This is a genomic window from Thiospirillum jenense (assembly GCF_014145225.1).
Classification (GTDB): Bacteria; Pseudomonadota; Gammaproteobacteria; order Chromatiales; family Chromatiaceae; genus Thiospirillum; species Thiospirillum jenense.
This window is the reverse complement of record NZ_JABVCQ010000010.1, coordinates 57086-79846: the sequence shown is the minus strand read 5'-3', so window position 1 is coordinate 79846 and position 22761 is coordinate 57086. Positions and strand designations below refer to the sequence as shown.

Genomic DNA, 22761 nt, shown 5'->3' with positions numbered 1-22761 from the left:
TAAAAAAACGAGAGTGTGCGAACACTCCCGTTTTTAATCGCCGCTAATGGTTAATTTCAATCAGCGGCACATGACAGCATCAAGTGGTGCTTAATTGATTTTCGGGTCTAACTCGCCTTTGGTATAACGCGCTGTCATCACTTCTAATGACAGCACTTTAATTTTAGACCCATTGCCCGCCGTGCCGAATGCTTCATAGCGCGCTTTGCAAATCTCTTTCATTGCTTTAGTGGCGGCAATGAAGTATTTGCGTGGATCAAAGTTTTTAGGATTTTGCGCTAAATCGCGGCGAATTGCACCAGTGGAGGCCATGCGCAAATCGGTATCAATATTGACTTTGCGTACGCCGTTTTTAATGCCTTCCACGATTTCTTCAACTGGCACACCATAGGTTTCGCCCATATTGCCGCCGAATTGGTCAATGATCTTTAACCATTCTTGTGGCACGGAGGATGAGCCGTGCATGACTAAATGAGTGGTGGGAATACGCGCATGGATTTGTTTGACACGTTCAATGGCTAAAATGTCGCCAGTCGGTGGGCGGGTGAATTTATAAGCGCCGTGTGACGTACCAATGGCAATTGCCAGCGCATCAACGCCGGTCTTTTTCACGAAATCGGCCGCTTCTTCGGGGTCAGTTAATAATTGACTATGATCGAGCGTGCCTTCGGCGCCAATACCATCTTCTTCACCGGCTTGCCCCGTTTCTAATGAACCCAAGCAGCCTAATTCACCTTCAACGGAGACGCCGCAGGCATGAGACATTTCCACCACGCGGCGGGTGACATCCACGTTGTATTCATAAGTGGTGGGGGTTTTGCCATCTTCGCCTAATGAACCGTCCATCATTACTGAGCTAAAGCCCAATTGAATGGACCGCTGGCAGACGGCGGCGGAGGTGCCATGATCCTGGTGCATACACACGGGAATATGCGGCCATTCTTCAATTGCCGCGAGAATTAAATGGCGTAAAAACGGGGCGCCCGCATATTTACGCGCACCAGCGGAGGCTTGCACGATGACGGGGGAATCCGTTTCATCCGCCGCTTCCATAATAGCGCGCATTTGTTCTAAGTTATTGACATTGAATGCCGGGACACCATAGCCGTATTCAGCCGCATGATCCAGCATTTGACGCATTGAGATTAAAGCCATTGGGATACAGTCCTATCTAATCAATAAAAGCGCATGATGCGCGGGTGAAAAACACGCCGTTGATGAGTGCGTGAATCGGTTAAATCAGTCGGTTAAACCAATTCAGTTGGTCATGTGCCGGCGCGAATACGAATGAAACCAGTCTAATGAACCGTTGTGAATAACGGCGGGTGAGTGATTATTTGATCCATCACGCGCCGCCAATTGTACGGCAAATCAGCGTAAATCGGCCAAACACAGCGCCAGCGAGTGCCGCCAGTCGGGCAGGGTTAGCCCAAATGTGGTGCGGAAGCGACTGGTATCAAGTACAGAATACGCCGGCCGCCGCGCTGGTGCTTGGTAATCGGCGCTGGCGATGGGCAGCAGCCGACAGTCAGCGTCGCTCAAATCGCGGATCGCTTCGGCAAAACTCAACCACGAGGTGGCGCCGGCGCTGGTGACATGATACAGCCCCTGCACCCGCGCCATGTCTAGCTCGCCCTGCACCACGCGGTAGAGAATCTGCGCCGTGACCTCCGCCAACAGCCGACTCCAGGTCGGGGTGCCGAATTGATCGTTGACCACGCGCAACTCGCTCTGTTCACGAAACAACCGCCGCATGGTTAGCAGAAAATTGTTACCGCGCACACCATAGACCCACGCGGTGCGGAAAATTAGCGCCGGCGCGTCCGAATCTAGCAGCGCCCGCTCACCCGCCAACTTGGTCTGCCCGTACACGTTCAACGGCTGCGGCTCGTCATCCTCGCGGTAGGGATGATCGGTGTCGCCCGAAAACACGAAATCGGTCGAGTAATGCACGACCGGAATGCCGCGAGCGGCCGCCCGTTCCGCCATGATCGCCACCGCCGTGCCGTTGATTGCCAGCGCCAGCTCAGGCTCGGTTTCGGCGCGATCAACCGCCGTGTACGCCGCCGCGTTGACCACGACATCCGGCGCGGTGGCGTCAAATAACTGGTGTACCGAGTCCGGCTGGGATAAATCCACCGCCGGCCCCTCTTGTCCGGTGAGTGAGGCGGCGATCACTTGCCCGACGGTGGCCAGACTGCGGCGCAATTCCCAGCCGACCTGCCCGTCCGAACCAATTAACAAAATGCGTGGAACATTTGAATTTGTCATGTCAAAACTGCTCAGTCATCGCGTTAAAACGGAATATCGTCATCAAACGGCGCCGCCTCACTGGTCATGGGCTGACGAGTGGGTAGCGGTGGGACGGGCGTGGCATCAGTGAAGTTGGGATCGAGATGGCGACCGTAAGCAGACTGTGGTGCTGGCGCAGGCGCAGGTTGCACTGGCGCAGGCGCTGATTGCACCGGCGGTGGCGCAGGTTGCACCGGCGGTGGCGCAGGTTGCACGGGCGCAGCATACGGCGGCGGTGGCGTGGTGAACTGATCCGACGCCTCAAACTCACTGCTGCCGCTTGAGCGCGAGTCCAGCAACTGCATCGTGCCGCCGATGTCCACCACCACCTCGGTGGTGTAGCGATCCTGCCCATCAGCCGTCTGCCATTTGCGGGTGCGCAGCTTGCCTTCGATATACACCTTTGAACCCTTGCGCAAATACTGTTTAGCCACCTCAGCAGCTTTGCCGAAAATGGCGACACGATGCCATTCAGTTCGCTCCTGTAGCTCGCCGGTATTACGATCTCTCCACGCTTCACTGGTGGCGAGATTGAAATTCGCCACCGCATCGCCGCTGGGAAAATAGCGCACGTCGGGATCCTTGCCCAAATGTCCAATGAGAATTACTTTATTGATACCGCGTGTTGCCATACAACGCCTCCCTCTCATTTAATTAATCGTGATTTATCATTATACAACACCTTGACACATCACGCACTGAAATCATTCACAGTGCCGAGTGAAAACAGCGGATTAGATGATTGCGCAAGCCAATCAGTTTAATCTGCTAACGAGTCAACGCCATGCGTACGGTAATAATCAAGCAGCGCCGCCCGCGTAGCAGCATCAGCAAAATGCGCCGCGCTCGGCTCGCGTAATAACTGAATTAAATCCCGAATATGAGCAATGCTCACGACTGGAATACCGAATTGCGTTTGCACCTCATTAACTGCGGATGAATGCCGATAACCCCGTTCACCGCGATCTAATGCAATAATCACCCCCGCCGGTTTTGCACCCGCCGCTTCAATTAAATTGACCGCCTCACGCACCGCCGTCCCCGCCGTCATTACATCATCAATAATTAACACGCGGCGACTTAATGGCGCACCAATCATTTGCCCGCCTTCGCCGTGATCTTTAGTTTCTTTACGATTAAACGCATACGGCACATCATAACCATGCTGTTCGGCTAATGCGATAGCCGTCGCCACTGCTAATGGAATGCCTTTATACGCTGGACCAAAGAGCATGTCATAATTCAATGTTGAGCTGACCAGCGTCGCCGCATAATAGCGCCCGAGTTGTGCAATCTGAGCGCCGGTGTGAAATAAACCGGCATTGAAAAAGTAGGGACTTTGTCGCCCAGATTTTAAAGTAAAATTGCCAAAGCGTAATACACCTGCATCAATGGCAAAGCGGAGAAAAGCATGGGATTGTTTGTTTAAATTATTCAAAAGAAAGCGCCCTTTATGGATTAAATTGCGGGACTAATCAAAGTTGTCCTGCTGTTTTTATAAATGGTGGTAAAGTCGGCAACGCCTGATTAAACAACTCGACACTGCGCCGTCAACAGATGCTGCGTCGCCTGAATCACCTGTTCACCCGTCATTAATAAAATGCGCTGCTGTCGTTGCATGTCCGCAATTAACATAGCGATCCGGCGTTGTTCAGCAACCGGCGGAATTGGTACCAATACGGTTGCCAAATCATCCAGTGCAATGGCGGGAATTGCATGGCCGGTGACCAAGCGTTTTATTTGACGTAAACAGGTCGCAGTCCGCATATACGCTAATAAAAACAGCGGTTCAATATCGTGAATGGCGCGCAATACGGCGAAGCCATTAGAACAGATAGCACCCGCCGCGTCAGCACCAATCCACGCGGTGGCTTGACGCGGGCTACCGGTATTTGCACCAGCAATTGCAACGATAATATCATTTTCACATAAGCGATACGTTGCGCGAGACGGCACATCAGACACATTTAATAGTTGCTGGCGAATGACTTGCATGGTGCGATAATCCACATCGGCAATTGCAATATAACGAATTGTGCCGGCGGCGGTGAAACGAAATGAATCTGCTTTGGTGACAAATTGCACGAATTCACTTAATGGTTGGGCGCCTGCGTTGATTAACTGATGCAATAAGTGTTGACCGCTAGGCAAATAGAATTCCACGTCTAATCGTGAAGTTATGGCAGTTTGCGTGACAACAAAATGGCGGTCATCGTCGGCAATGGACTGATCGTTGGTGAATGCAGTGAACGCATGAACAATCGTATTAATATCGCTGTCAATGAGCGGTGAACCGGCCGCGGTTTGAATGATCTGTCCGTGCGCATCGCGTTGATAACACGGCTGTCCTTTCACCGTGTAACCAATGTGTTTAATCCGTGCCATGAAACAATACGCACGATGAGTCGGCCGTTTTTGGGCAATTATTAACGAAGTTTTAATACTGGTACCGTAGGGAACGAAGGTCTCTTGTGGTAATGAAATGATCGCGCAAATATCCATGTGTGACCGCCACCACACCCGCATTGGCGCATGAGAATTGTTTTGCAATAAACCATCCGGCAGTATAATTGCCAAGCGCCCGCCGGGACGTAATAGATTGACGCATTGTTCGAGCAATAAGACATCCGGCGTTTGCCCGCTTAATTCATATTGAGTTGGTTGCCAGGTGTCATTTACTTTCTGCCATTTTTTAGCTAATTGATAAGGGCGTAGAATTGTGCGATCTGTCACCTTGCCTTTATTGCCGAAGGGCGGGTTGGTCAATACTAAATCAAATTGGTTGTATTGATTTTCAAGTCCAATGAGGCTGTTGGCGCAGATGAGTTCTGAGCCGCTGCCGCCTTCAAATAATAAGCGTAGGAGTGCGGCTTGGGCGACATCGGGATTAAACTCGATGCCCATTAAACAGTGTTGAATATACTTGGTGCGATTAAAGGTCGGCAATGACTGTTGGGTGAGATGGTTGAGTGCTGCAATTAAAAAGCCCCCGCTGCCGCAGGCTGGATCAATGATGCGTTCGTGCGGTTGCGGATCAATTAACGCAATTGCCAATTGCACGACCGGCGGCGGTGTAAAAAAGGCGCCGCGCTCGCTGCGTTGGTGGCGGTGAATTAAGGTTTGAAATGCACTGCCTTTAATATCGCCCGGGGTTTGCGTGAGATTGAGCCATTGTAATTGATTGACCACATACGCCAATGTCAGTGGTGTGAAACGACTGGCGGTATGTGCCGGAATGAATTGCGCATAGCACCGTTGTACCTGATTAAATAATGCGGTTAAGCGCGGTAAAAAAGTATTCGGTTGTTGTGTTGAAACTGCTTGATATTCGTTAGCGGTGATGCCAAAGCTAAGTGCGTTTGAGTGGTGCTGTTCATCGTATAATTTTAATAATAAGAGCTTGACTAATTCGTGAAAAATGCTGGTTTTGAGTAAACCTTCGTTGGCATAAATGTATTGGTGGCAGTGATCGAAAATGGTGGTTAATTGATTGCTGGGGTGCAATTGATGGAATTGCGGCAACGTAGGCGGCAATAGAGATGCGGGCGTCAGGTGTGATGATTGCGCGTGATGTTGAGACGGATTCATAGCATAAATCAATCATAATATGTCCGACTAATGTGCCGGATGCGGTGAGATGATAAACCACATCATTCGCGTCACGCCTGACAACAAAACAACGACCGCACTCATCTGTGCTAGGCTATCATGCTGTTGTACTCAACATCGTCGGCGTTGGGAGGAAGGAGATGTGAGTCAGCTTATTGACGATATTGACCAGCGTACTCGTCTGGTCGGTCAGAATCGGATGGAGTTGCTGCTGTTTCATCTGGGTAGCAAGCAGACATTCGGCATCAATGTGTTTAAGGTACGCGAGGTCATTGCCCGCCCGATCTTGCGGCAATTACCCGGCGCAGCATCCATTGTTTGCGGCGTGGCAACCATCCGTAAACAAACGGTGGCGATTATTGACCTAGCACGCGCAATCGGCTTTCCGTCACAAACCGAACTGGCAACCGCTCAGGACGCCAAAGTGATTGTGACCGAGTTCAACCGCTCGGTGCAGGGTTTTTGGGTGTCGGGCGTAGAGCGGATTGTCAACGTCACCTGGGAAAAAGTGAAGCCGCCGCCGCGTGGCACTGGCCATGAAAGTTACCTAGTCGCCGTCACCGACGTGGACGGCCACTGGGTCGAAATCATCGATGTCGAGCGCGTATTTGCCCAGATTAATCCCGCTAAAGCCGGCATTTCAAAAGAAATACAACGTCGCGCTCAGGGGAAATATGGCGCCAAACGGGTATTGGTGGTGGATGACTCGGTGGTGGCGCGCAAACAAATTGAACGCAGTTTGACCGACATGGGATTTGAGGTCGAAACTCGTCCGGACGGTCGAGCGGCGTTTGAGTACCTCAAGGAACTGGTTGATTCTGGCGATGAGACCGCGGCGGCATTTTCGTTGATTATTTCCGACATCGAAATGCCGCGCATGGATGGTTATACTCTAACGCGCAGCATCCGCGAGCATGAGAAATTACGCACCCTCAAGATCGTGCTGCACTCGTCGCTGAGTGGTCAATTTAATGCAGACTTGGTACGCAGCGCCGGGGCGAATGCGTTTTTGGCCAAATTTGACCCCGACGAACTTGCTAACACTGTTCTCAAACATGTCAGTGACGACTGATTTATTGACACTGAGGGGCTGTAACGCCGTGATAGATGCGACTGATTATGCTGAATTTTCCCGCTTTCTGACCGAGTGTTGTGGATTGGTCTTAGGCGCCAATCGTCAATATCTAGTCTCTAGTCGCCTGTCGCGCTTGCTGACAGATTTTTCCTTCAAAAGCGTCGAAGACCTGCTCCACGCGCTGCGCAGTTCCAACAATCCCACGCTCAAAGCCCGCGTGATTGACGCCATGACCACGAATGAGACGTCGTGGTTTCGTGACATCTACCCGTTTGAAATTCTGCGCCACACGCTGTTACCCGAGTTACACACCAACGGCCGGGCGATCCGCATCTGGTCCGCCGCCTGCTCCAGCGGTCAAGAGCCATACAGTATCTCGATGGCGGTGAGCGAGTGGGAAGCCAGTTTTCCGCCTAAAAATGCCAATGTCAGCATCATCGCCACCGATTTGTCGGAGAGTATTTTGACGGATGCGCGCACCGGGCTGTATGACGGGTTAAGCATCGTGCGCGGGTTAACTCAAGACCGGCGCGACAAATTTTTCACCCGCACCGCCCATGGTCATCAAATCAAACCGGATATCCAGCGGCGGGTGCGCTTTCAAAAACTCAACCTGTTGGAGTCTTACGCCAGCTTGGGCAAGTTTGACATCGTGTTTTGCCGCAACGTGCTGATCTATTTTTCCGCCGACACCAAACGACGAGTTTTTGACAGTATCGCCAAGCAACTAGAGCCGGGCAGTTACTTGTTTATCGGCGCCTCAGAATCGGCCGCCTCCTACACCAAACAGTTTGAAACCCGCCGTCTGCCGCAAGGAACGGTGCTACGTCGCCTGTAACATCCCAACGTTAGCCCGCCATGTCCGGTGTAGTGGCGGGAATCCGTCACCGCGTCCCCTCCCCCGCGTTTAACTTGACCTGCGCAGTTTTGCGCCACTCGGTCAGGCGCGCAAATTAAAAATCCTGTGATTTTCTCAACAGTTACCCACTGTTAACCGCCCGCTGTCCTCAATTTGGCATATCGGTTGCTTCACACCCGATAACGATTTCAATTTGAGGAGTACTGTGATGAGCCTCTCCCTTGACCGCGCACTCAGCATCCACCCGTCGGCCGTCAAAATCCGCGCCCGCCGCCTGGATTTTCTCGCCTCCAATTTAGCCAACGCCGACACGCCCAATTACAAGGCGCGTGACATTGACTTCCGCCGTGAACTCGCCGCCGCCGAGGGCGAAATCAGTGGCATCCCACCGCTACCGTTGATCCGCACCCAAGCCCGTCACCTCCACGACGCCGGCGTGGGCGAAGGGTATGAAAACGAGAAGCTCTACCGCGTTCCCGCGCAACCGTCACTGGATGGCAACACGGTTGATCCGCAGCTGGAACACGCGGCCTTTGCTGAAAACGCCATGCAAATGCAAAGCAGTTTGGAATTTTTAACCCGCAAAGTGGCGGGGCTGCGCGCTGCAATGCGCTCGGAATAACCGTCAAGGAATGAACCCATGAGCGATATTTTCAGCATTTTTAATACATCCGCCTCGGCGTTATTAGCGCAATCCGTGCGTCTTAATACCGTCGCATCTAATTTGGCGAATGCCAATGTTGCCACCCGCACTGCCGACGATGCCTATAAACCAAAGGAGGTGTTATTTCAAACCGTATTAGATGAAGCTGATCCCGACCGAGCGGCAATGCCGGTGCGCGTTGCACAGGTTGTTGATTCACCGGCCAAAGCCATTCCCTATTATGAACCAAATCATCCATTAGCCAATGAAGAGGGCTATATCTTTCGACCAGCGATTACCGTCGTTGAAGAAATGGCCAATATGATGTCCGCCTCGCGCAGCTATGAAGCCAACGTCGAGGTGATGAATACCACGCGGCAATTATTGCAGCGTACTTTACAAATTGGTGCGGCCAGTTAAACGCACCGGCACTGATAATTTAATTGAATGACCACTCACCATGCACCCCGCCCGATACATCGGCGGGGTGATGAAATACTCCCCCACCGCTTGTCAAGTTATTAAAACAAACCGCCTGTCTCCGCTAACTTAATAAACCGCATTTTGAGGATTTATCACCATGTCACAATTCTCTGCCAGTACATTAGAAGGATTGGGTTTATATCGCCCAGAAGTGAATCAAGTCAATAATAGTCAAAACTTGGGGCAATCGGATTTTTTGAAATTAATGACAGTGCAATTGTCTAATCAAGACCCGTTCGCACCAATGGAAAACACCGATTTTATTGCCCAAATGGCGCAGTTTTCAAGTTTAACTGGGATTGAAAGTTTAAGTAAATCATTTGATTCACTCGCGCAAACCTTGAGCCAAAATCAAACATTGCAAGCGGCGAGTTTAGTCGGCAGTCAAGTCTTGGTGCCAATGGATAGTCAACCGCTGGTCGAAGGTCAAACCATTAGTGGGGCGGTCGAATTACCCGCCACGGCCACCGGTGTCAACGTTGATGTCACCGATAGCACTGGGCAATTGATTGATCGAATTGAATTGGGCAATTTACCCGCCGGGTTGAATGATTTTAGCTGGGATGGATTGCGCAGTGATAATACCCCCGCCCCGCCGGGTGATTATCAATTCACCGTTACCGCACAAGATAGTGGCAGCACCGCGCCAATTAAATTATGTCTGAATGCGCGGGTGGATAGCGTCGCAGTGAGTACGGATGGCAATTTACAATTAAGTATTGCCGGCGCCGGCGTCATTAATCTAGCTGATGTGCGGCGCGTCAGTTAATTCACTTTTATTCGCTGTTCATGCAGCGACCACGCAACAGGAGAAAAGACAATGCCTTTAAATATCGGATTGAGTGGATTAAATGCCGCCGCCGCAGATTTGCGCATCACTGGCAATAACATCGCCAATGTTGGCACCACAGGCTTTAAAGAATCGCGGGCCGAATTCGGTGATTTATTTGCGCAATCATACAATGCCAATCCGCAAACCGCGATTGGTAGTGGCGTGCGCTTGTTGACCAGTGCGCAGCAATTCAATCAAGGGTCAATTGAAATGACCCAGAATAGTTTGGATTTAGCCGTCAGCGGCAATGGGTTTTTCATTGTGAATAATCCCGATGATACGATTGCCTATACCCGCGCCGGGGAATTTCAATTAGATTTAGACGGCTATATGGTCAATTCTAGTGGTCAACGTATTCAAGGTTTTCAACCGGCGGATCGCACCAATCCCGAAACGACCTTTGACAGTTTATTAGATGATGTTCGGGTTGCAGAAAGCACTTCACCTGCAAATGCCACGACTGAAATTGAAGCCATTGTTAATTTGCAATCAATTGCCGAAGCACCAACGGTCGCATGGGAAGGGTTTGCTTATGCTGATCCGGCAGTACAAACCCAACCGGACCCTGATTCATACAACTTTTCTACTTCAGTCAATTTATATGATTCACAGGGAATTGCGCGCCCCGCCACCATGTATTTTGTGAAAGACCCCGCCGCGCCATTAAATTGGAATGTGTATGTTGGAATGAGTCAACTTGATCCAGCAACTGGTTTAAGTCCGGTCACAGATGCAACCGGAACTGGTGGACCAGCGGTATTAACCTTTGATGTCAATGGCAATCTTGAATCAGTCGATGGCACACTAATTACGGATGCGGCTTATCAAGGTATTCCAGTTAATTACCCCGGCGCTGTTTTCACCGATAACGGCGCGGCACAGTTCAATGCGTTTCTTGATTTCACCAGTTCAACCCAAGTTGGTACTTCTTATGCCGTTGGTCAAATGAATCAAGACGGTTACACCTCGGGTTATTTAACTGGCGTCAATGTTGACCAAAGCGGTGTTGTCACGGCGCGCTTTAGCAATAGTCAAATGCTGGTACTCGGTCAGGTTGCATTAGCGCAATTCAGAAATCCACAAGGATTACAAGAACTTGGCGACAATTGCTGGGCGGAAACCTATTCATCAGGTGATCCTGCGTATGGTGCGGCAATGACCGGCGGTTTAGGCGTCATTGAATCAAGTGCATTAGAAAGTTCCAATGTTGATTTATCAACGCAATTGGTCAATTTAATTACCGCGCAACGCAACTTCCAAGCGAATGCGAAAACCATTTCCACCGCCGACACCATTGCTCAAACCATTATTAACCTCAGATAGTTAACTGGCACAGTCACCCCACCGTATTGATTGCATAATGCGGTGGTGGTGGCAGCTAAATTGCTTATTTATTGTTAGTTTTAATATTCGTTTTTTCACAGGACAGCCGTCATGGATCGTGCGCTTTATATTGCAATGTCAGGTGCGAGAGAAAGCCTCTATGCCCAAGCTGTTAATAATCATAATTTAGCCAATGCCAATACGACGGGATTCCGTCAGGTATTAACCTTTGCTTATACGCGGGAATTGCGTGGCCCAGTTTATCCCACCCGCGATTTTGTACAAAACGGTGATGAGCCAATTAACTTTGCAAAAGGGACATTGCAGGCAACAGGACGTGATTTAGATGTTGCTATTCAAGGCGACGGTTTTTTTGCAATACAAGCATTAAATGGCGGGGAAGTTTATACCCGCGCTGGTGAATTACAAATTGACCCCAACGGTGCATTAAGAACGACTGATGGACAAGCGGTATTAGGTGATGGCGGTCCAATTACAATTCCGCCGGCGGAAAAGATTGTGATTGGACGGGATGGCACGATTTCTATTCGCCCATTGGGTGCGGCACCGAATGCACTTGCCACGCTAGATCGGCTGCGGTTAGTCAATCCACCGACCGCCAATTTAGAACGCGGTGAAGATGGTTTATTTCGCACTCGTGATGGCGCCGCTGTGGCCGCAGATGCCAATGTGCGTATTGTCACCGGCATGTTAGAAACCAGTAATGTGAATACCGTTGAAGCCTTAACGCGCATGATTGAATTATCTCGTCATTATGAAACGCAAGTCAAAATGATGAGTGCTGCTGACAATTTAGCGAAAACCGATAACCGTTTGCTGGGCATCAGCTAATCCGGCTATCACCTGAATAAATCTGAATAGAAAATGAATAGAAACCGCCGGAGGAACAGATGAATCAGGCGCTGTGGATTGCAAAAACTGGCTTAGATGCGCAACAAACCCGCATGGCCGTGGTGTCAAATAACCTCGCCAATGTCAATACGACTGGCTATAAAAAAGGGCGGGCGGTTTTTGAAGATTTAATTTATCAAACAGTACGTCAACCCGGTGCGCAAGCGACACAAGATGCGCAATTACCATCGGGATTGATGCTCGGCGTTGGTGTACGCACTGTTTCAACCGAAAAACTCTTTGGTCAGGGCAATTTAGTTCAAACCGAAAACTCTTTAGATGTTGCGATTGAAGGGCGCGGTTTTTTCCAAATCTTATTACCGAGTGGCGATATTGGCTATACCCGCGACGGCAGTTTTCAAATCAATTCTGATGGTGAAGTGGTGATGTCGAATGGCTATCCATTACAACCAGGTTTAACGATTCCCGAAGGCACCTTGTCTATTGCAATTGGTAAAGATGGCACGGTGACTGCGCAATTACCGAATCAAGCCGCACCGCAGGAATTGGGCAATATTCAATTAGCCGATTTTATTAACCCCGCCGGCTTGCAACCAATGGGCGAGAATCTGTTTTTAGAAACCGCTGCCTCGGGTGCCGCGCAAGAATCAACGCCTGGTATTAATGGAACTGGTACGGTCATGCAAGGCATGTTGGAAACCAGTAACGTCAATATTGCTGAAGAGTTGGTGAATATGATTGAAACACAGCGGTCGTATGAAGCCAATTCAAAAGTGCTGGCCGCTGCCGATCAAATGTTGCAATTTGCGAATAATAACTTAGCACGTTAAGTGTAATAAGTGACTTGGTTAACGACCTGTTTATCAATGATTTTTCCAACCAAATCGTGAGTAATGCTAATGAACGCATCCCGCTTTGCTTTAATGCTGTTGACAACTACGTTACTCGCGGGTTGCCAAACACTGCTAACTAAACCTGGTGATTCTGCTGAACATTTACCCGTGCCACCCCAGCCACCAGTGCCACAAGCATTTAATAATGGCGCGATTTTTCAACCGGCGCAAAGTACGGCGTTATTTGAAGATTATAAAGCGCGGCGGGTGGGCGATCTATTAACCGTGTTATTAGTAGAACGCACCGATGCGCGCAAATCAGCGGCGACCTCAGTGGCAAAGGATAGCAGCTTAAATATGGATGTTTCGCGGATTGACATCTTTGGCCGGCCGGTGAGTACCAGCGGCACTTCATTATTAGGTGCGACGGCCGAATCACAGAATGCGTTTGATGGCGCTGGTGATTCAACCCAAAGCAATCAATTAGATGGACAAATCACCGTGACCGTTGCCGAAGTATTATCCAACGGCAATTTAATGGTGCAGGGTGAGAAATGGTTAGGGATTAATCAGGGTAAAGAGTTTGTGCGCTTGCGCGGGATTGTGCGGCAAGTTGATATTGGCGCAGATAATAGTGTGCGCTCGACGCAAATTGCCAATGCACAAGTCAGTTATGGTGGTACTGGCACCATTGCTGAGAGTAATACGATGGGTTGGTTGACGCGCTTTTTTGCCAGTCCTTTAATGCCACTGTAAATCGGTTATCACAGAATTGGTTATCAATGAACAATGTGGATTAAGAACCCCCGGTTGCGGTGGTGGTTGCAATTAGCCAGCGCATTCAATAGTCGGTTTTCTGTTTGGAGTTTTCCCATGAACAAGCTGCCATGTTTGACACCGTTGCGCATTCACGCTGGCGTTGCCACACTCACCACTTTATTACTGATGTTAGTCACGCCACCAATGAATGCGGGCAATAACATCGTGCCCGGGGCGCCGGGTCAAGAACGTATTAAAGATTTAGCCACCTTTGCCGGGGTGCGTGATAATCAGTTAATTGGTTATGGTTTAGTCGTGGGATTAGTTGAAACAGGTGATCGCACCACGCAAACGCCTTTTACCATTCAAAGTTTGAAAAACATGTTAGGTCAATTAGGCGTGACCTTACCGCCGGGGGTGAATCCGCAATTAAAAAATGTGGCGGCGGTGATGGTGACGGCCGATTTAGCGCCCTTTGCTAAAACTGGGCAGCGGTTTGATGTGACGGTTTCATCATTAGGCAATGCAAAAAGTCTGCGCGGCGGCACGTTATTAATGACGCCATTAAAGGGTGCGGATGGTCAAGTCTATGCGTTAGCGCAGGGCAATTTAATTGTCGGTGGCTTTGGTGCGCAGGGTAAAGACGGCAGCAGTATTACAGTGAATATCCCGAGTGTCGGGCGGATTCCTGATGGCGCAACCGTTGAACGTGAAGTGCCAAGTCCATTCGCCGATACGAATGGATTGGTATTAAATCTGAATCGCCCGGACTTCAGCACAGTTAATCGTTTAACTGAAGTGATTAATAATAATTTCGGTGCCGATGTCGCCCGCGCTATTGATGGTGGATCGGTGCGTATTCGGGCGCCATTAGATTCAAGTGATCGCGTGGCCTTTGTCGCGGCATTAGAAAACTTGCCAGTGCAACCGGGAATGCCGGCAGCGCGAGTGGTGGTGAATGCGCGCACGGGAACGATTGTGATTGGCGGCAATGTGCGCGTGTTGCCAGCCGCGGTGACGCACGGCAGTTTGACCGTGACAATTTCGGAAAATCCCGCCGTGTCGCAGCCGAATGCGTTCGCCGGTGGGCAGACCGCCGTGACGCCACAATCTGATGTTGCCATCGCGCAAGACAAAAACCGCATGTTTTTGTTTGATCCGGGCACGTCGCTCGACGAAATCGTGCAAGCAGTCAACAAGGTCGGCGCCGCCCCCGGTGATTTGATTGCCATTCTCGAAGCCCTGCGCGAAGCCGGGGCTTTGCGCGCCGAACTGGTTGTGATCTAGCGGCTATCGTCGCTCATCTCACCGCAATTTACCGCCATGTTACCGCCCAAATTACCCAGCACCAATCACGCCCTCGCCGCCGATCCGTCGGGTTTGCACCAACTGCGCCAGACCGCTCGCGCCGGCGATCAGGCGGGATTGGAAGCTGCCGCCCGCGCTTTTGAAGCCTTGCTGGTCGGGCAAATGCTCAAACAAATGCGCGCTGCGTCGAGTTCAATCAGTTCCGGCATGTTCGATTCGCCGCAAACCGAGCTGTATCAGGATTTGCAAGATCAGGAAATGGCGCGGGTGACGAGTGAACAGGGCGAGGGGTTGGGAATTCGGCAGGCGTTGATGCGGCAGTTGGGCGGCAGTGTCGGGAGTGAGACAGCGGCATCGGCGCGACAGTTGAAAATGCCAGAGCGGAATTCGTCGCTGCGCCCGATGCGGCGGCTTGAGTTGTCGCCAGATGCCAACAGTGGTGCAAATCAAACAAGTGCAACCCGCCGCGTGTCAACTGGTCAGCCGCCGCCGCCGATACAAGCGGGCGATTGGCCGCCGCGCACCAATGCGGATTTTGTCCGCGTGTTGCTGCCGCAAGCCGAAGCCGCCGGCGAAAAATTGGGCATGGATCCGATGATTTTGCTGGCGCAGAGCGCACTGGAAACGGGTTGGGGACGGCATGTGCCACGGCGCGGTGACGGGCGCAGCAGTTATAACTTATTTGGTATCAAAGCCGACCGCCGCTGGGAAGGCGATTACGTTTCGGTCGGGACGCTCGAATTTCGCGGCGGCGCCGCTCGACGTGAACAAGCGCGTTTTCGAGCGTATGACAGCCCCGCCGATTCATTTATTGATTACGTCAATTTTTTACAAGTCAATCCGCGCTACCGCACCGCATTAACTAGCAATAACAGTCAAGAATTCGTGCGGGGATTACAACGCGCTGGTTATGCCACGGATCCGAGTTACGCCGCTAAAATTTTAGGCATTTATGACCAAATGCACAGTTTATTAGCCAAGTCATCACAAGCGCCCGGCCCAGTTGCCATGACACCGAATAAACAACCGACTGGATAATACACTGTTGTCATTCGTACTGAATGATTTATTGAATTAAAAACAGAACAAAATTACGCCACCTTCTTATTTCACTGGGTGGCACTACTTGACACGCGACCGAGGATAGGATCATGAGCATTACGGGCACCGGTTTATCAGGTTTAATCGCATTTCAACGCGCTCTCAATACCACTGGGCATAATATCGCTAATGCCGCCACCGAAGGCTATAGCCGCCAGCGTGTTGAATTAGAAAACCGCAACCCGCAATACCTCGGCAATCAATATTTTGGTCAAGGGGTAGATGTTGCCACCGTTCGGCGCTTACAAAGTGAGTTCATTGATAATGAATTGCGCAATACCACTGCGACTAAAGTCAGCAATACCGTGCGCGCTGATTACGCCCAACGGGTTGATAATATGCTGGCGGATGAAGAGACCAGTTTAGCAACAGTATTAGAACGCTTCTTTGGTGCAGTGAATGATTTTGCCGATGATCCGACCTCAGAGGCGACCGCAAATATCACGCTCCATGAGGCTGATTCATTAGTCCAGCGCTTCAATATGCTCAATAGCACGATTGAAGAACAGCGCGATCAAATCAATGGTTCAATTGGCGTAGCGGTGCAAGAAATCAGTGATATGGCGGCGGCATTAGCGGGATTAAATCAACGCATTGTTGCCGCCTATGGTGCAAGTGGTGGTAGCGCCGCACCGAATGATTTACTCGATCAACGCGGTGCATTATTAACCCGCCTCGCCGAAAAAATTGATGTGCGCATCAATGAACAAGAGGATCATTCCGTCAACGTCTTTATTGGCACCGGTCAATCATTAGTGTTAGGCATCACGTCTAATCAATTAGTTGCCCGTCCATTAGGCAATGATCCGCGCAATGTTGATATTGGTATTCTCACCTCCAATGGCGAAATGGCCGTCAACATTAGTCGTTTTATGACCGGTGGAGAAATTAGCGGGTTATTAGAAGCGCGGTCAAATATTGTTGATTCAGCACAGAATGGTCTCGGATTAGTCGCCGTCACTTTGTCCACCTTTGTCAATCGCCAAAATCAATTAGGGTTAACCAGCGGCGGTGAATTAGGGCAGGCGGTATTTAGCTTGCCAACGCCGGCGGTTTATCCCCATGCGAATAATGGTGATGATAGCATCCCAACTGTGACGTTAATGGACGAAGCCGTTGGTAGTTTAACCGCCAGTGATTATCAACTGCGCTTTGACGACACTACTGCGGAATATCAGTTAATTCGTTTAAATGACAACACGGTATTAACCACTGGTGTCGCAGGTGATGTTTTAGAAGCCGATGGCCTGCGCGTGGATTTGGGTAGCATTACCAGCGTTGGATTAAATGACCGCTGGTTAATTCAACCAACACGCAATGCGGCAGGTCAAATGGCAATGCAAATGACCGACGCAAATCATCTCGCACCGATTTCGGGTGCACTCACTAATGCAGAGAATGATGGGAGTGCAGCATTAGTTAATTTGCGCGTCACCACACCCGATGATCCGAATACGCAAGCGCCGGCCGCGGTTGTTTATGATGGAACGCAATTTCAAGTGGTCAATGCTGAATACGGCGGCACCGCATCGGGTAGCGCGACAATTGAAAGTTTGCGGGTTGTTGATGCAACCAGTGTCACGCCCGCTACGATTTTATTTAATGCCGCCAGCAATAGTTTTTCGGTCAATGGCGCGACCATTGTGCCGCGTGATTCGTCGGGTGTGACCACGATTCGCGTGGACGGCGTGGAATTAAAAATACGCGGCGTTCCAGCAGATGGTGATACCTTTAATATTGGATTAACTCCGACGGCCATTACCGCGCCGCAACCAGCATTAACGACCGTAGCGGGCAATGGTTGGGAATTAGATATTTATGGTGAACCGCAAGCCGGTGATTATTTCAGTTTGCAATTAAGCCGTAATCGCGTTGGGGATAATCGCAATCTATTGTCAATGGCCGATTTGGCCGAACAGCGATTGATTACTGGCACCCAAACCTTTTCAGATAGCTATAATACTGTTGTCGCCGAAATTGGAACGCGCACTCGACAAGCGCAGATTTCACGCGATGCCACGACCAGTTTATTTGAAGATGCACAAGCGCGGCGTGAATCAGAATCTGGCGTGAATTTGGATGAAGAAGCCGCATCACTATTGCGTTATCAACAAGCATATCAAGCGTCGGCAAAAGTCATTAGCGTCAGTAATTCCGTATTTGACATCTTGTTTTCTGCCATTGGGCGTTAGCAATTAACCACACGATTTTAATCATTAAAATAACGCCAATACGGGAGACAATTTATGCGAATTTCCAGTGCGCACATCTATCGTTCGACATTAGAAACGATGCAAACTAAGCAAGCGCAATTCGATCATACTGGATTACAGCTTGCGACGGGTAAACGGATTCTCACCGCCGCAGATGATCCTGCTGGTGCGACGCAAAGTGCTAAATTAACTACGATGATTAAAACCACGGAACAACACCAACGGAATAATAATATCGCTACACCCTGGTTAGAACAGGAGGAATGGGCCATTGGCGGTACTACCGATCAATTGCAGCGCGTCCGTGAATTGGTCGTGCAAGGCAATAATGACAGTCAAAATGAAGAAACTCGTCAATATATTGCGAATGAAATTCGCGGTATTCGGGATGCACTATTTGATTTAGCCAATACTAAAGGGCCAAATGGCGAATATCTATTTGCCGGAACCCGCTCCAATGCCGCACCATTTGAAATCAATGCCGCTGGCGAGGTGTCATACATTGGTGCAACGGGTGATGGTGCCGTGCGCAAACTGGCCATTGCTTCGACAACAACTGTGGCAATTGGTAATAGTGGCGATGATGTGTTTATGAACATTTTAGAGAATGACGGACGCATTGGTGCCGCATTAACTCGCGGTACAACTGACCCATTAAGTGATTTAGCTATCGAATTAACTGATGTGAGTGATCTGAATGAATTTCTCACCGGTACGAATGCAACAGATGAGTTTGAAATTCAATTTCAACAGACCGGTACTGATCCATTAACTAATGAACGCATCATGCAATATCGCGTGATGAATACGTCACAGGGTGGAATTGAAACAGTCGGTTGGACGGATTATAGTTCAGAGGCGACCATTAGCTTTGCAGGGCGGCGCATGATATTAAGTGGGACGCCACAAACGGATGATACGGTCACGTCACGTCCAGCGCAGCATGTCACCATTTTTCAAACATTAGACAACATTGCGACGGCATTTGAAGCGGGTGCGAGTAATGATAATCAGCGGTCTGATTTAACGACTGCGGCCAATCGCAGTTTAGATGATTTAGATGCCACACTGGCGCATCTTGGCATGATTCGTACTACGATTGGTACGCGCTTGCAATTATTAGAAACGCAAACTAGCAGCAATGAAGAACGCTTGCTTGATTTGCAAAGTACCCGTTCTGACATTCAAGATTTGGATTATAGCGAAGCAATTAGTCGTTTTACGTTGGAGCAGACGGCATTAGAAGCTGCGCAAAAATCTTATGTGCAGGTTAATAAATTGTCGCTATTCAACTTTTTATGAGTTGTCGCTCCGCTTCTAAATTTGATCGTTCCAGCGCTTCAGTTTTGGAACGATCATTCATAGAATAATTCTAATCAAAAACAACGGTATTTTTGTGCTTCACAACACACGTCGCCATTCACAACTAATTTCATTACCTCAACGTTTTCTAATCCATCGTTATCAATCACTTTGACAGCGATGTAATGCGTCCCAATAGCGAACAGTTCAGTTTGTTGACCGACCGTATCCCGAATAATTCTCGGTTTAAACACCTGTTCAATTTGATTGTACGCAAAATCCCACGCATAAAACTCAATGCCAACTGCGCTATTACCCCTCGCTTGGAATTCAATTTGGTGCAATTGTTTTGTGTTTATACTCAGATCACAACACTCAATTAGCAATATTGGTTTTTTGCAATGGGTGTGATCTGATTAACTGTGATTAATTCAATTATTATGCCCTCGACATTCTTTAACCGCGCCACCTCTTGAATCGCGCCTTTATTAAAGCTAAACGCGATAATGACGCCAATAGCGCGGTTATTTTGTTTATTGTGATCGAAGGCCGTTTTATCATAGCGTTCACAGGCTGATTTGAAGTTATCAATCACATTCCGCCCGATATTATCCGAGCGTTTTATTTGAATGGGTTGATTATCTGTCGTGCGCCCATCAATTCCCAAATCATTACGTTGTTTTGTATTTGCGCTGCCGCCGTATTGCGTGATAATCCAAGTTTCAAAGGCAACTGTATCTTGATAGCGCAACGTGTCATAATCGTATTTGTGCAATTGCACAGTAAAGGGTTTTGATAGCAAATCTTTTTTTGCATGTAAGCGCAATTCAGTCACTTTAATTGCCGCCACCGATTGGTCTATCCCAATCCATTGCCGTTTTAATCGCTCGGCCGCCACAACCGTTGTGCCGCCACCGACAAATGGGTCTAATACTACATCACCCTCATTAGATGCGCACTGAATAATACGTTCTAATAATGCCTCGGGTTTTTGCGTAGGATAGCCAATAGATTCTTTATTAGAGACTTGTTGAATATCAACCCAATTGTCTGTCACTGTTTTACCTTTAGAATCATCGAAATAAAGTTTATATCGTGGGACAGCATTTGGTTTAAGCTGAACGACCAACCCATCTTTGTAGGCTTGTTGCATTCTTTCTTCTGTCCATCTCCAAACACGAGTGATGCCAAGAAAGGGATAGGTTAAATTAGGTCTATTGTCACTTGGATTGACCAGCGGCAAAAGCGTATATCTTCTGCCGCTAGAATCCATGTATTTATATGATTTTTTCACATAAGATTCATCATGTTTAGCAAATATTTTATTAAATATAAATTGATTAGATTTAACATACCGAAAAATAGTGTCTTTACAGTTTGGAAAATTTTTTGATCCGTGATTTTTGGGATTAGAACGAATCCAAGTTATTTCATTTCCAAAATTTTCTTCTCCAAAAATCTTGTCTAAAACATACACGCGAATATAGGCGTTTGCGTGCCAATCGCAATGCAAAAACAATGAACCCGTCGATTTTAATACCCGATACAGTGCCTGCACTCGCTCTTTTAACCACGCAATATACTGGTCAATTCCACCTGACCAGCGATCTTCAAAACTGCGGATTTCGCCCTGATCACCCCAAATTAATTCATAATTGCGATTGGAAAAAAATGGCGGGTCAAGATAAATCAAATCAACGCTTTCGCTGTCAATTGCCGCTAAACTATCCAAACAATCACCTAAAATGAGTGTGTTCATTAAAGTCGTTTTAACCAGTCAAATGAGTCAATTGATCGTTCCCATGCTTCAGCTTAAGAACGATCAAATAGAAATTAGTCACACACCGGTTCAGCAGTTAAATCATATTCACTGCTATCGGTGACAATCACTTCAATAAAATCGCCCGGTTCTAATTCCCACGCCCCCGGAATAATCACTGTTCCATCAATCTCCGGCGCATCAGCGGTGCTACGAGCAATACACTGTTCATCATTCACTTCATCAACTAACACCGTGATTTTTTGCCCAATTTTTTGCGTCAATTTAATACGACTAATCTCCGCCTGTGTTGTCATTAAATGCGCCAAGCGTGCCTGTTTAATATCATCTGGCACGGGATTTGGTAATTGATTTGCGGCGGCGCCTTCCACAGCAGAATAAGTGAACGCACCAACGCGATCTAATTGTGCCACACTTAAAAACTCAATTAACTGATTAAAGTCTTCATCCGTCTCACCCGGAAAACCGACAATAAATGTACTGCGCACCGTTAAATCAGGACACAATTGTCGCCAATGATCTAAGCGCGTTAATAATTGTTCAGTCGCCGCCGGTCGCCGCATCGCCCGCAATACGGTTGGGCTGGCGTGTTGCAACGGCAAATCCAAATACGGCACAATCACGCCCTCGCCCATTAACGTAACTAATTGATCTAACTGAGGATATGGGTAAAGGTAGTGCAACCGTACCCACGCCGGCAGCATCCCGAGTTGCTGTGCTAATGTGGCCAAATCGGTGCGCAGTGGACGACTGTGCCAAAAATCTAATTGGTGTTTAAGATCGCGCCCATAAGCGGTCGTATCCTGCGCAATAATGAGTAATTCGTGCACCCCAGCGGCAATGAGATTTTCTGCTTCAGTCATAATGTCTGGCAATGAACGACTGACTTGCCGCCCACGCAGACTGGGAATAATACAAAAGCAACAATGATGATCGCAGCCCTCGGCAATTTTAATATACGCATAATGCGGCGGGGTTAATTTTACTCCCTGTGGCGGTAATACTTGTGCAAATGGTGGACGCTCGGGTGGAATTAAATGCTGATGTACTGCGGCAATGACCTCATCATACGCATGAGCGCTAGTGATTGCTAATACTTCAGGATAGTGTGCCCGAATGAAATCAGCCCGTGCCCCGAGACAGCCAGTAATAATTACCTGCCCGTTTTCTTCTAATGCTTCGGCAATGGTTGCTAACGATTCCTCAATTGCTTCATCAATAAAACCGCAGGTATTAATAATCACTAAATCGGCGCTGGCATAATTTGGCGCGATGATGTAGCCCTCGGCGCGTAATCGGGTGAGAATACGTTCTGAATCTACGGTTGCTTTCGGGCAACCTAAACTAATAAAACCGATATGTGGTGAATAAGGTGCAATCTGTTGTGTCATTGTTTTTTATCCTCAACGCTAAAATCTTTGGTGGTATTGAATGATTTTTAATGTGTAATGAAGAACGTGCAATTGACGATGATAT

Annotated in this window: 21 protein-coding genes; 13 read left to right on the top strand and 8 right to left on the bottom strand. The window is 48.8% G+C overall.

From position 1 onward, the window contains the following. Window positions 1-90: 90 nt before the first annotated feature. The 5 genes from fba to HUK38_RS06235 form a co-directional block, all read right to left on the bottom strand. On the bottom strand, window positions 91-1155 hold the full coding sequence (fba, locus tag HUK38_RS06255; protein ID WP_182583469.1) for a class II fructose-bisphosphate aldolase: 1065 nt from the start codon (window positions 1153-1155) through the stop codon (window positions 91-93). Window positions 1156-1371: 216 nt separating this feature from the next. Further along, window positions 1372-2271: a dTDP-4-dehydrorhamnose reductase gene (gene rfbD, locus HUK38_RS06250; RefSeq protein ID WP_182583468.1), complete on the bottom strand. Its 900-nt coding sequence runs from the start codon at window positions 2269-2271 to the stop codon at window positions 1372-1374. 23 nt (window positions 2272-2294) lie between these two features. Further along, entirely contained in the window at window positions 2295-2924 is a 630-nt protein-coding gene (gene ssb, locus HUK38_RS06245; protein WP_182583467.1) for a single-stranded DNA-binding protein, read from the bottom strand. A gap of 128 nt (window positions 2925-3052) precedes the next feature. Continuing rightward, window positions 3053-3730: an orotate phosphoribosyltransferase gene (pyrE, locus tag HUK38_RS06240; protein ID WP_182583466.1), complete on the bottom strand. Its 678-nt coding sequence runs from the start codon at window positions 3728-3730 to the stop codon at window positions 3053-3055. Between the two features lie 89 nt (window positions 3731-3819). Further along, the gene (locus tag HUK38_RS06235) at window positions 3820-5880 is read right to left on the bottom strand and encodes an N-6 DNA methylase (protein ID WP_182583465.1); all 2061 of its coding nucleotides are present in this window, start codon (window positions 5878-5880) and stop codon (window positions 3820-3822) included. Window positions 5881-6043: 163 nt separating this feature from the next. Between HUK38_RS06235 and HUK38_RS06230 the strand changes: the two genes are divergently transcribed. The 13 genes from HUK38_RS06230 to flgL all read left to right on the top strand — a co-directional run bounded on the left by HUK38_RS06230 (window position 6044) and on the right by flgL (window position 19505). After that, the gene (locus HUK38_RS06230) at window positions 6044-6973 is read left to right on the top strand and encodes a chemotaxis protein CheW (protein WP_182583464.1); all 930 of its coding nucleotides are present in this window, start codon (window positions 6044-6046) and stop codon (window positions 6971-6973) included. A 28-nt stretch (window positions 6974-7001) separates the two neighbouring features. Beyond that, a complete protein-coding gene (locus HUK38_RS06225; RefSeq protein ID WP_182583463.1) occupies window positions 7002-7814 on the top strand; it encodes a protein-glutamate O-methyltransferase CheR in 813 nt (270 codons plus the stop codon). Between the two features lie 229 nt (window positions 7815-8043). Continuing rightward, window positions 8044-8457 (top strand): flagellar basal body rod protein FlgB, encoded by a 414-nt coding sequence (gene flgB, locus HUK38_RS06220; RefSeq protein WP_182583462.1) that lies wholly within the window; start codon window positions 8044-8046, stop codon window positions 8455-8457. A gap of 18 nt (window positions 8458-8475) precedes the next feature. Beyond that, complete coding sequence (flgC, locus tag HUK38_RS06215; protein WP_182583461.1) at window positions 8476-8898, top strand: flagellar basal body rod protein FlgC; 423 nt, start codon at window positions 8476-8478, stop codon at window positions 8896-8898. A 160-nt stretch (window positions 8899-9058) separates the two neighbouring features. Continuing rightward, window positions 9059-9730, top strand: a complete 672-nt coding sequence (locus HUK38_RS06210) for a flagellar hook assembly protein FlgD (protein WP_182583460.1) — start codon at window positions 9059-9061, stop codon at window positions 9728-9730. Between the two features lie 51 nt (window positions 9731-9781). After that, a complete protein-coding gene (gene flgE, locus HUK38_RS06205; protein WP_182583459.1) occupies window positions 9782-11116 on the top strand; it encodes a flagellar hook protein FlgE in 1335 nt (444 codons plus the stop codon). A 111-nt stretch (window positions 11117-11227) separates the two neighbouring features. After that, window positions 11228-11968 carry a flagellar basal-body rod protein FlgF gene (flgF, locus tag HUK38_RS06200; RefSeq protein ID WP_182583458.1) on the top strand — a complete coding sequence of 247 codons (741 nt, stop codon included), beginning with the start codon at window positions 11228-11230 and terminating at the stop codon, window positions 11966-11968. A gap of 59 nt (window positions 11969-12027) precedes the next feature. Next, on the top strand, window positions 12028-12819 hold the full coding sequence (gene flgG, locus HUK38_RS06195) for a flagellar basal-body rod protein FlgG (RefSeq protein WP_182583457.1): 792 nt from the start codon (window positions 12028-12030) through the stop codon (window positions 12817-12819). A gap of 69 nt (window positions 12820-12888) precedes the next feature. Beyond that, window positions 12889-13578: a flagellar basal body L-ring protein FlgH gene (gene flgH, locus HUK38_RS06190; protein ID WP_238787495.1), complete on the top strand. Its 690-nt coding sequence runs from the start codon at window positions 12889-12891 to the stop codon at window positions 13576-13578. 189 nt (window positions 13579-13767) lie between these two features. Further along, complete coding sequence (locus HUK38_RS06185) at window positions 13768-14868, top strand: flagellar basal body P-ring protein FlgI (protein ID WP_202985516.1); 1101 nt, start codon at window positions 13768-13770, stop codon at window positions 14866-14868. Window positions 14869-14904: 36 nt separating this feature from the next. Then, window positions 14905-15927 carry a flagellar assembly peptidoglycan hydrolase FlgJ gene (gene flgJ / locus HUK38_RS06180; protein WP_182583454.1) on the top strand — a complete coding sequence of 341 codons (1023 nt, stop codon included), beginning with the start codon at window positions 14905-14907 and terminating at the stop codon, window positions 15925-15927. 113 nt (window positions 15928-16040) lie between these two features. Then, a complete protein-coding gene (gene flgK / locus HUK38_RS06175; RefSeq protein WP_182583453.1) occupies window positions 16041-18182 on the top strand; it encodes a flagellar hook-associated protein FlgK in 2142 nt (713 codons plus the stop codon). A gap of 54 nt (window positions 18183-18236) precedes the next feature. Continuing rightward, a complete protein-coding gene (gene flgL / locus HUK38_RS06170) occupies window positions 18237-19505 on the top strand; it encodes a flagellar hook-associated protein FlgL (protein WP_182583452.1) in 1269 nt (422 codons plus the stop codon). 74 nt (window positions 19506-19579) lie between these two features. On the opposite strand, the gene HUK38_RS06165 is transcribed toward flgL, so the two are convergent. From HUK38_RS06165 to rimO, 3 genes are all read right to left on the bottom strand, one after another. Further along, on the bottom strand, window positions 19580-19849 hold the full coding sequence (locus tag HUK38_RS06165) for a hypothetical protein (RefSeq protein WP_182583451.1): 270 nt from the start codon (window positions 19847-19849) through the stop codon (window positions 19580-19582). A gap of 35 nt (window positions 19850-19884) precedes the next feature. Beyond that, window positions 19885-21264 (bottom strand): DNA methyltransferase, encoded by a 1380-nt coding sequence (locus HUK38_RS06160; protein ID WP_182583450.1) that lies wholly within the window; start codon window positions 21262-21264, stop codon window positions 19885-19887. Window positions 21265-21338: 74 nt separating this feature from the next. Beyond that, the gene (rimO, locus tag HUK38_RS06155; protein ID WP_182583449.1) at window positions 21339-22676 is read right to left on the bottom strand and encodes a 30S ribosomal protein S12 methylthiotransferase RimO; all 1338 of its coding nucleotides are present in this window, start codon (window positions 22674-22676) and stop codon (window positions 21339-21341) included. Window positions 22677-22761 lie beyond the last annotated feature (85 nt).

Excerpts from the sequence above, each read along its gene's own strand:
- fba (WP_182583469.1), bottom strand. The coding sequence starts at position 1,155 with ATGGCTTTAATCTCAATGCGTCAAATGCTGGATCATGCGGCTGAATAC.
- HUK38_RS06210 (WP_182583460.1), top strand. The coding sequence starts at position 9,059 with ATGTCACAATTCTCTGCCAGTACATTAGAAGGATTGGGTTTATATCGC.
- flgJ (WP_182583454.1), top strand. The coding sequence starts at position 14,905 with ATGTTACCGCCCAAATTACCCAGCACCAATCACGCCCTCGCCGCCGAT.
- HUK38_RS06185 (WP_202985516.1), top strand. The coding sequence starts at position 13,768 with ATGTTAGTCACGCCACCAATGAATGCGGGCAATAACATCGTGCCCGGG.
- flgG (WP_182583457.1), top strand. The coding sequence starts at position 12,028 with ATGAATCAGGCGCTGTGGATTGCAAAAACTGGCTTAGATGCGCAACAA.
- flgF (WP_182583458.1), top strand. The coding sequence starts at position 11,228 with ATGGATCGTGCGCTTTATATTGCAATGTCAGGTGCGAGAGAAAGCCTC.
- ssb (WP_182583467.1), bottom strand. The coding sequence starts at position 2,924 with ATGGCAACACGCGGTATCAATAAAGTAATTCTCATTGGACATTTGGGC.
- rimO (WP_182583449.1), bottom strand. The coding sequence starts at position 22,676 with ATGACACAACAGATTGCACCTTATTCACCACATATCGGTTTTATTAGT.
- flgL (WP_182583452.1), top strand. The coding sequence starts at position 18,237 with ATGCGAATTTCCAGTGCGCACATCTATCGTTCGACATTAGAAACGATG.
- flgC (WP_182583461.1), top strand. The coding sequence starts at position 8,476 with ATGAGCGATATTTTCAGCATTTTTAATACATCCGCCTCGGCGTTATTA.
- flgE (WP_182583459.1), top strand. The coding sequence starts at position 9,782 with ATGCCTTTAAATATCGGATTGAGTGGATTAAATGCCGCCGCCGCAGAT.
- flgB (WP_182583462.1), top strand. The coding sequence starts at position 8,044 with ATGAGCCTCTCCCTTGACCGCGCACTCAGCATCCACCCGTCGGCCGTC.
- HUK38_RS06235 (WP_182583465.1), bottom strand. The coding sequence starts at position 5,880 with ATGAATCCGTCTCAACATCACGCGCAATCATCACACCTGACGCCCGCA.
- HUK38_RS06160 (WP_182583450.1), bottom strand. The coding sequence starts at position 21,264 with ATGAACACACTCATTTTAGGTGATTGTTTGGATAGTTTAGCGGCAATT.
- flgH (WP_238787495.1), top strand. The coding sequence starts at position 12,889 with ATGAACGCATCCCGCTTTGCTTTAATGCTGTTGACAACTACGTTACTC.
- flgK (WP_182583453.1), top strand. The coding sequence starts at position 16,041 with ATGAGCATTACGGGCACCGGTTTATCAGGTTTAATCGCATTTCAACGC.
- rfbD (WP_182583468.1), bottom strand. The coding sequence starts at position 2,271 with ATGACAAATTCAAATGTTCCACGCATTTTGTTAATTGGTTCGGACGGG.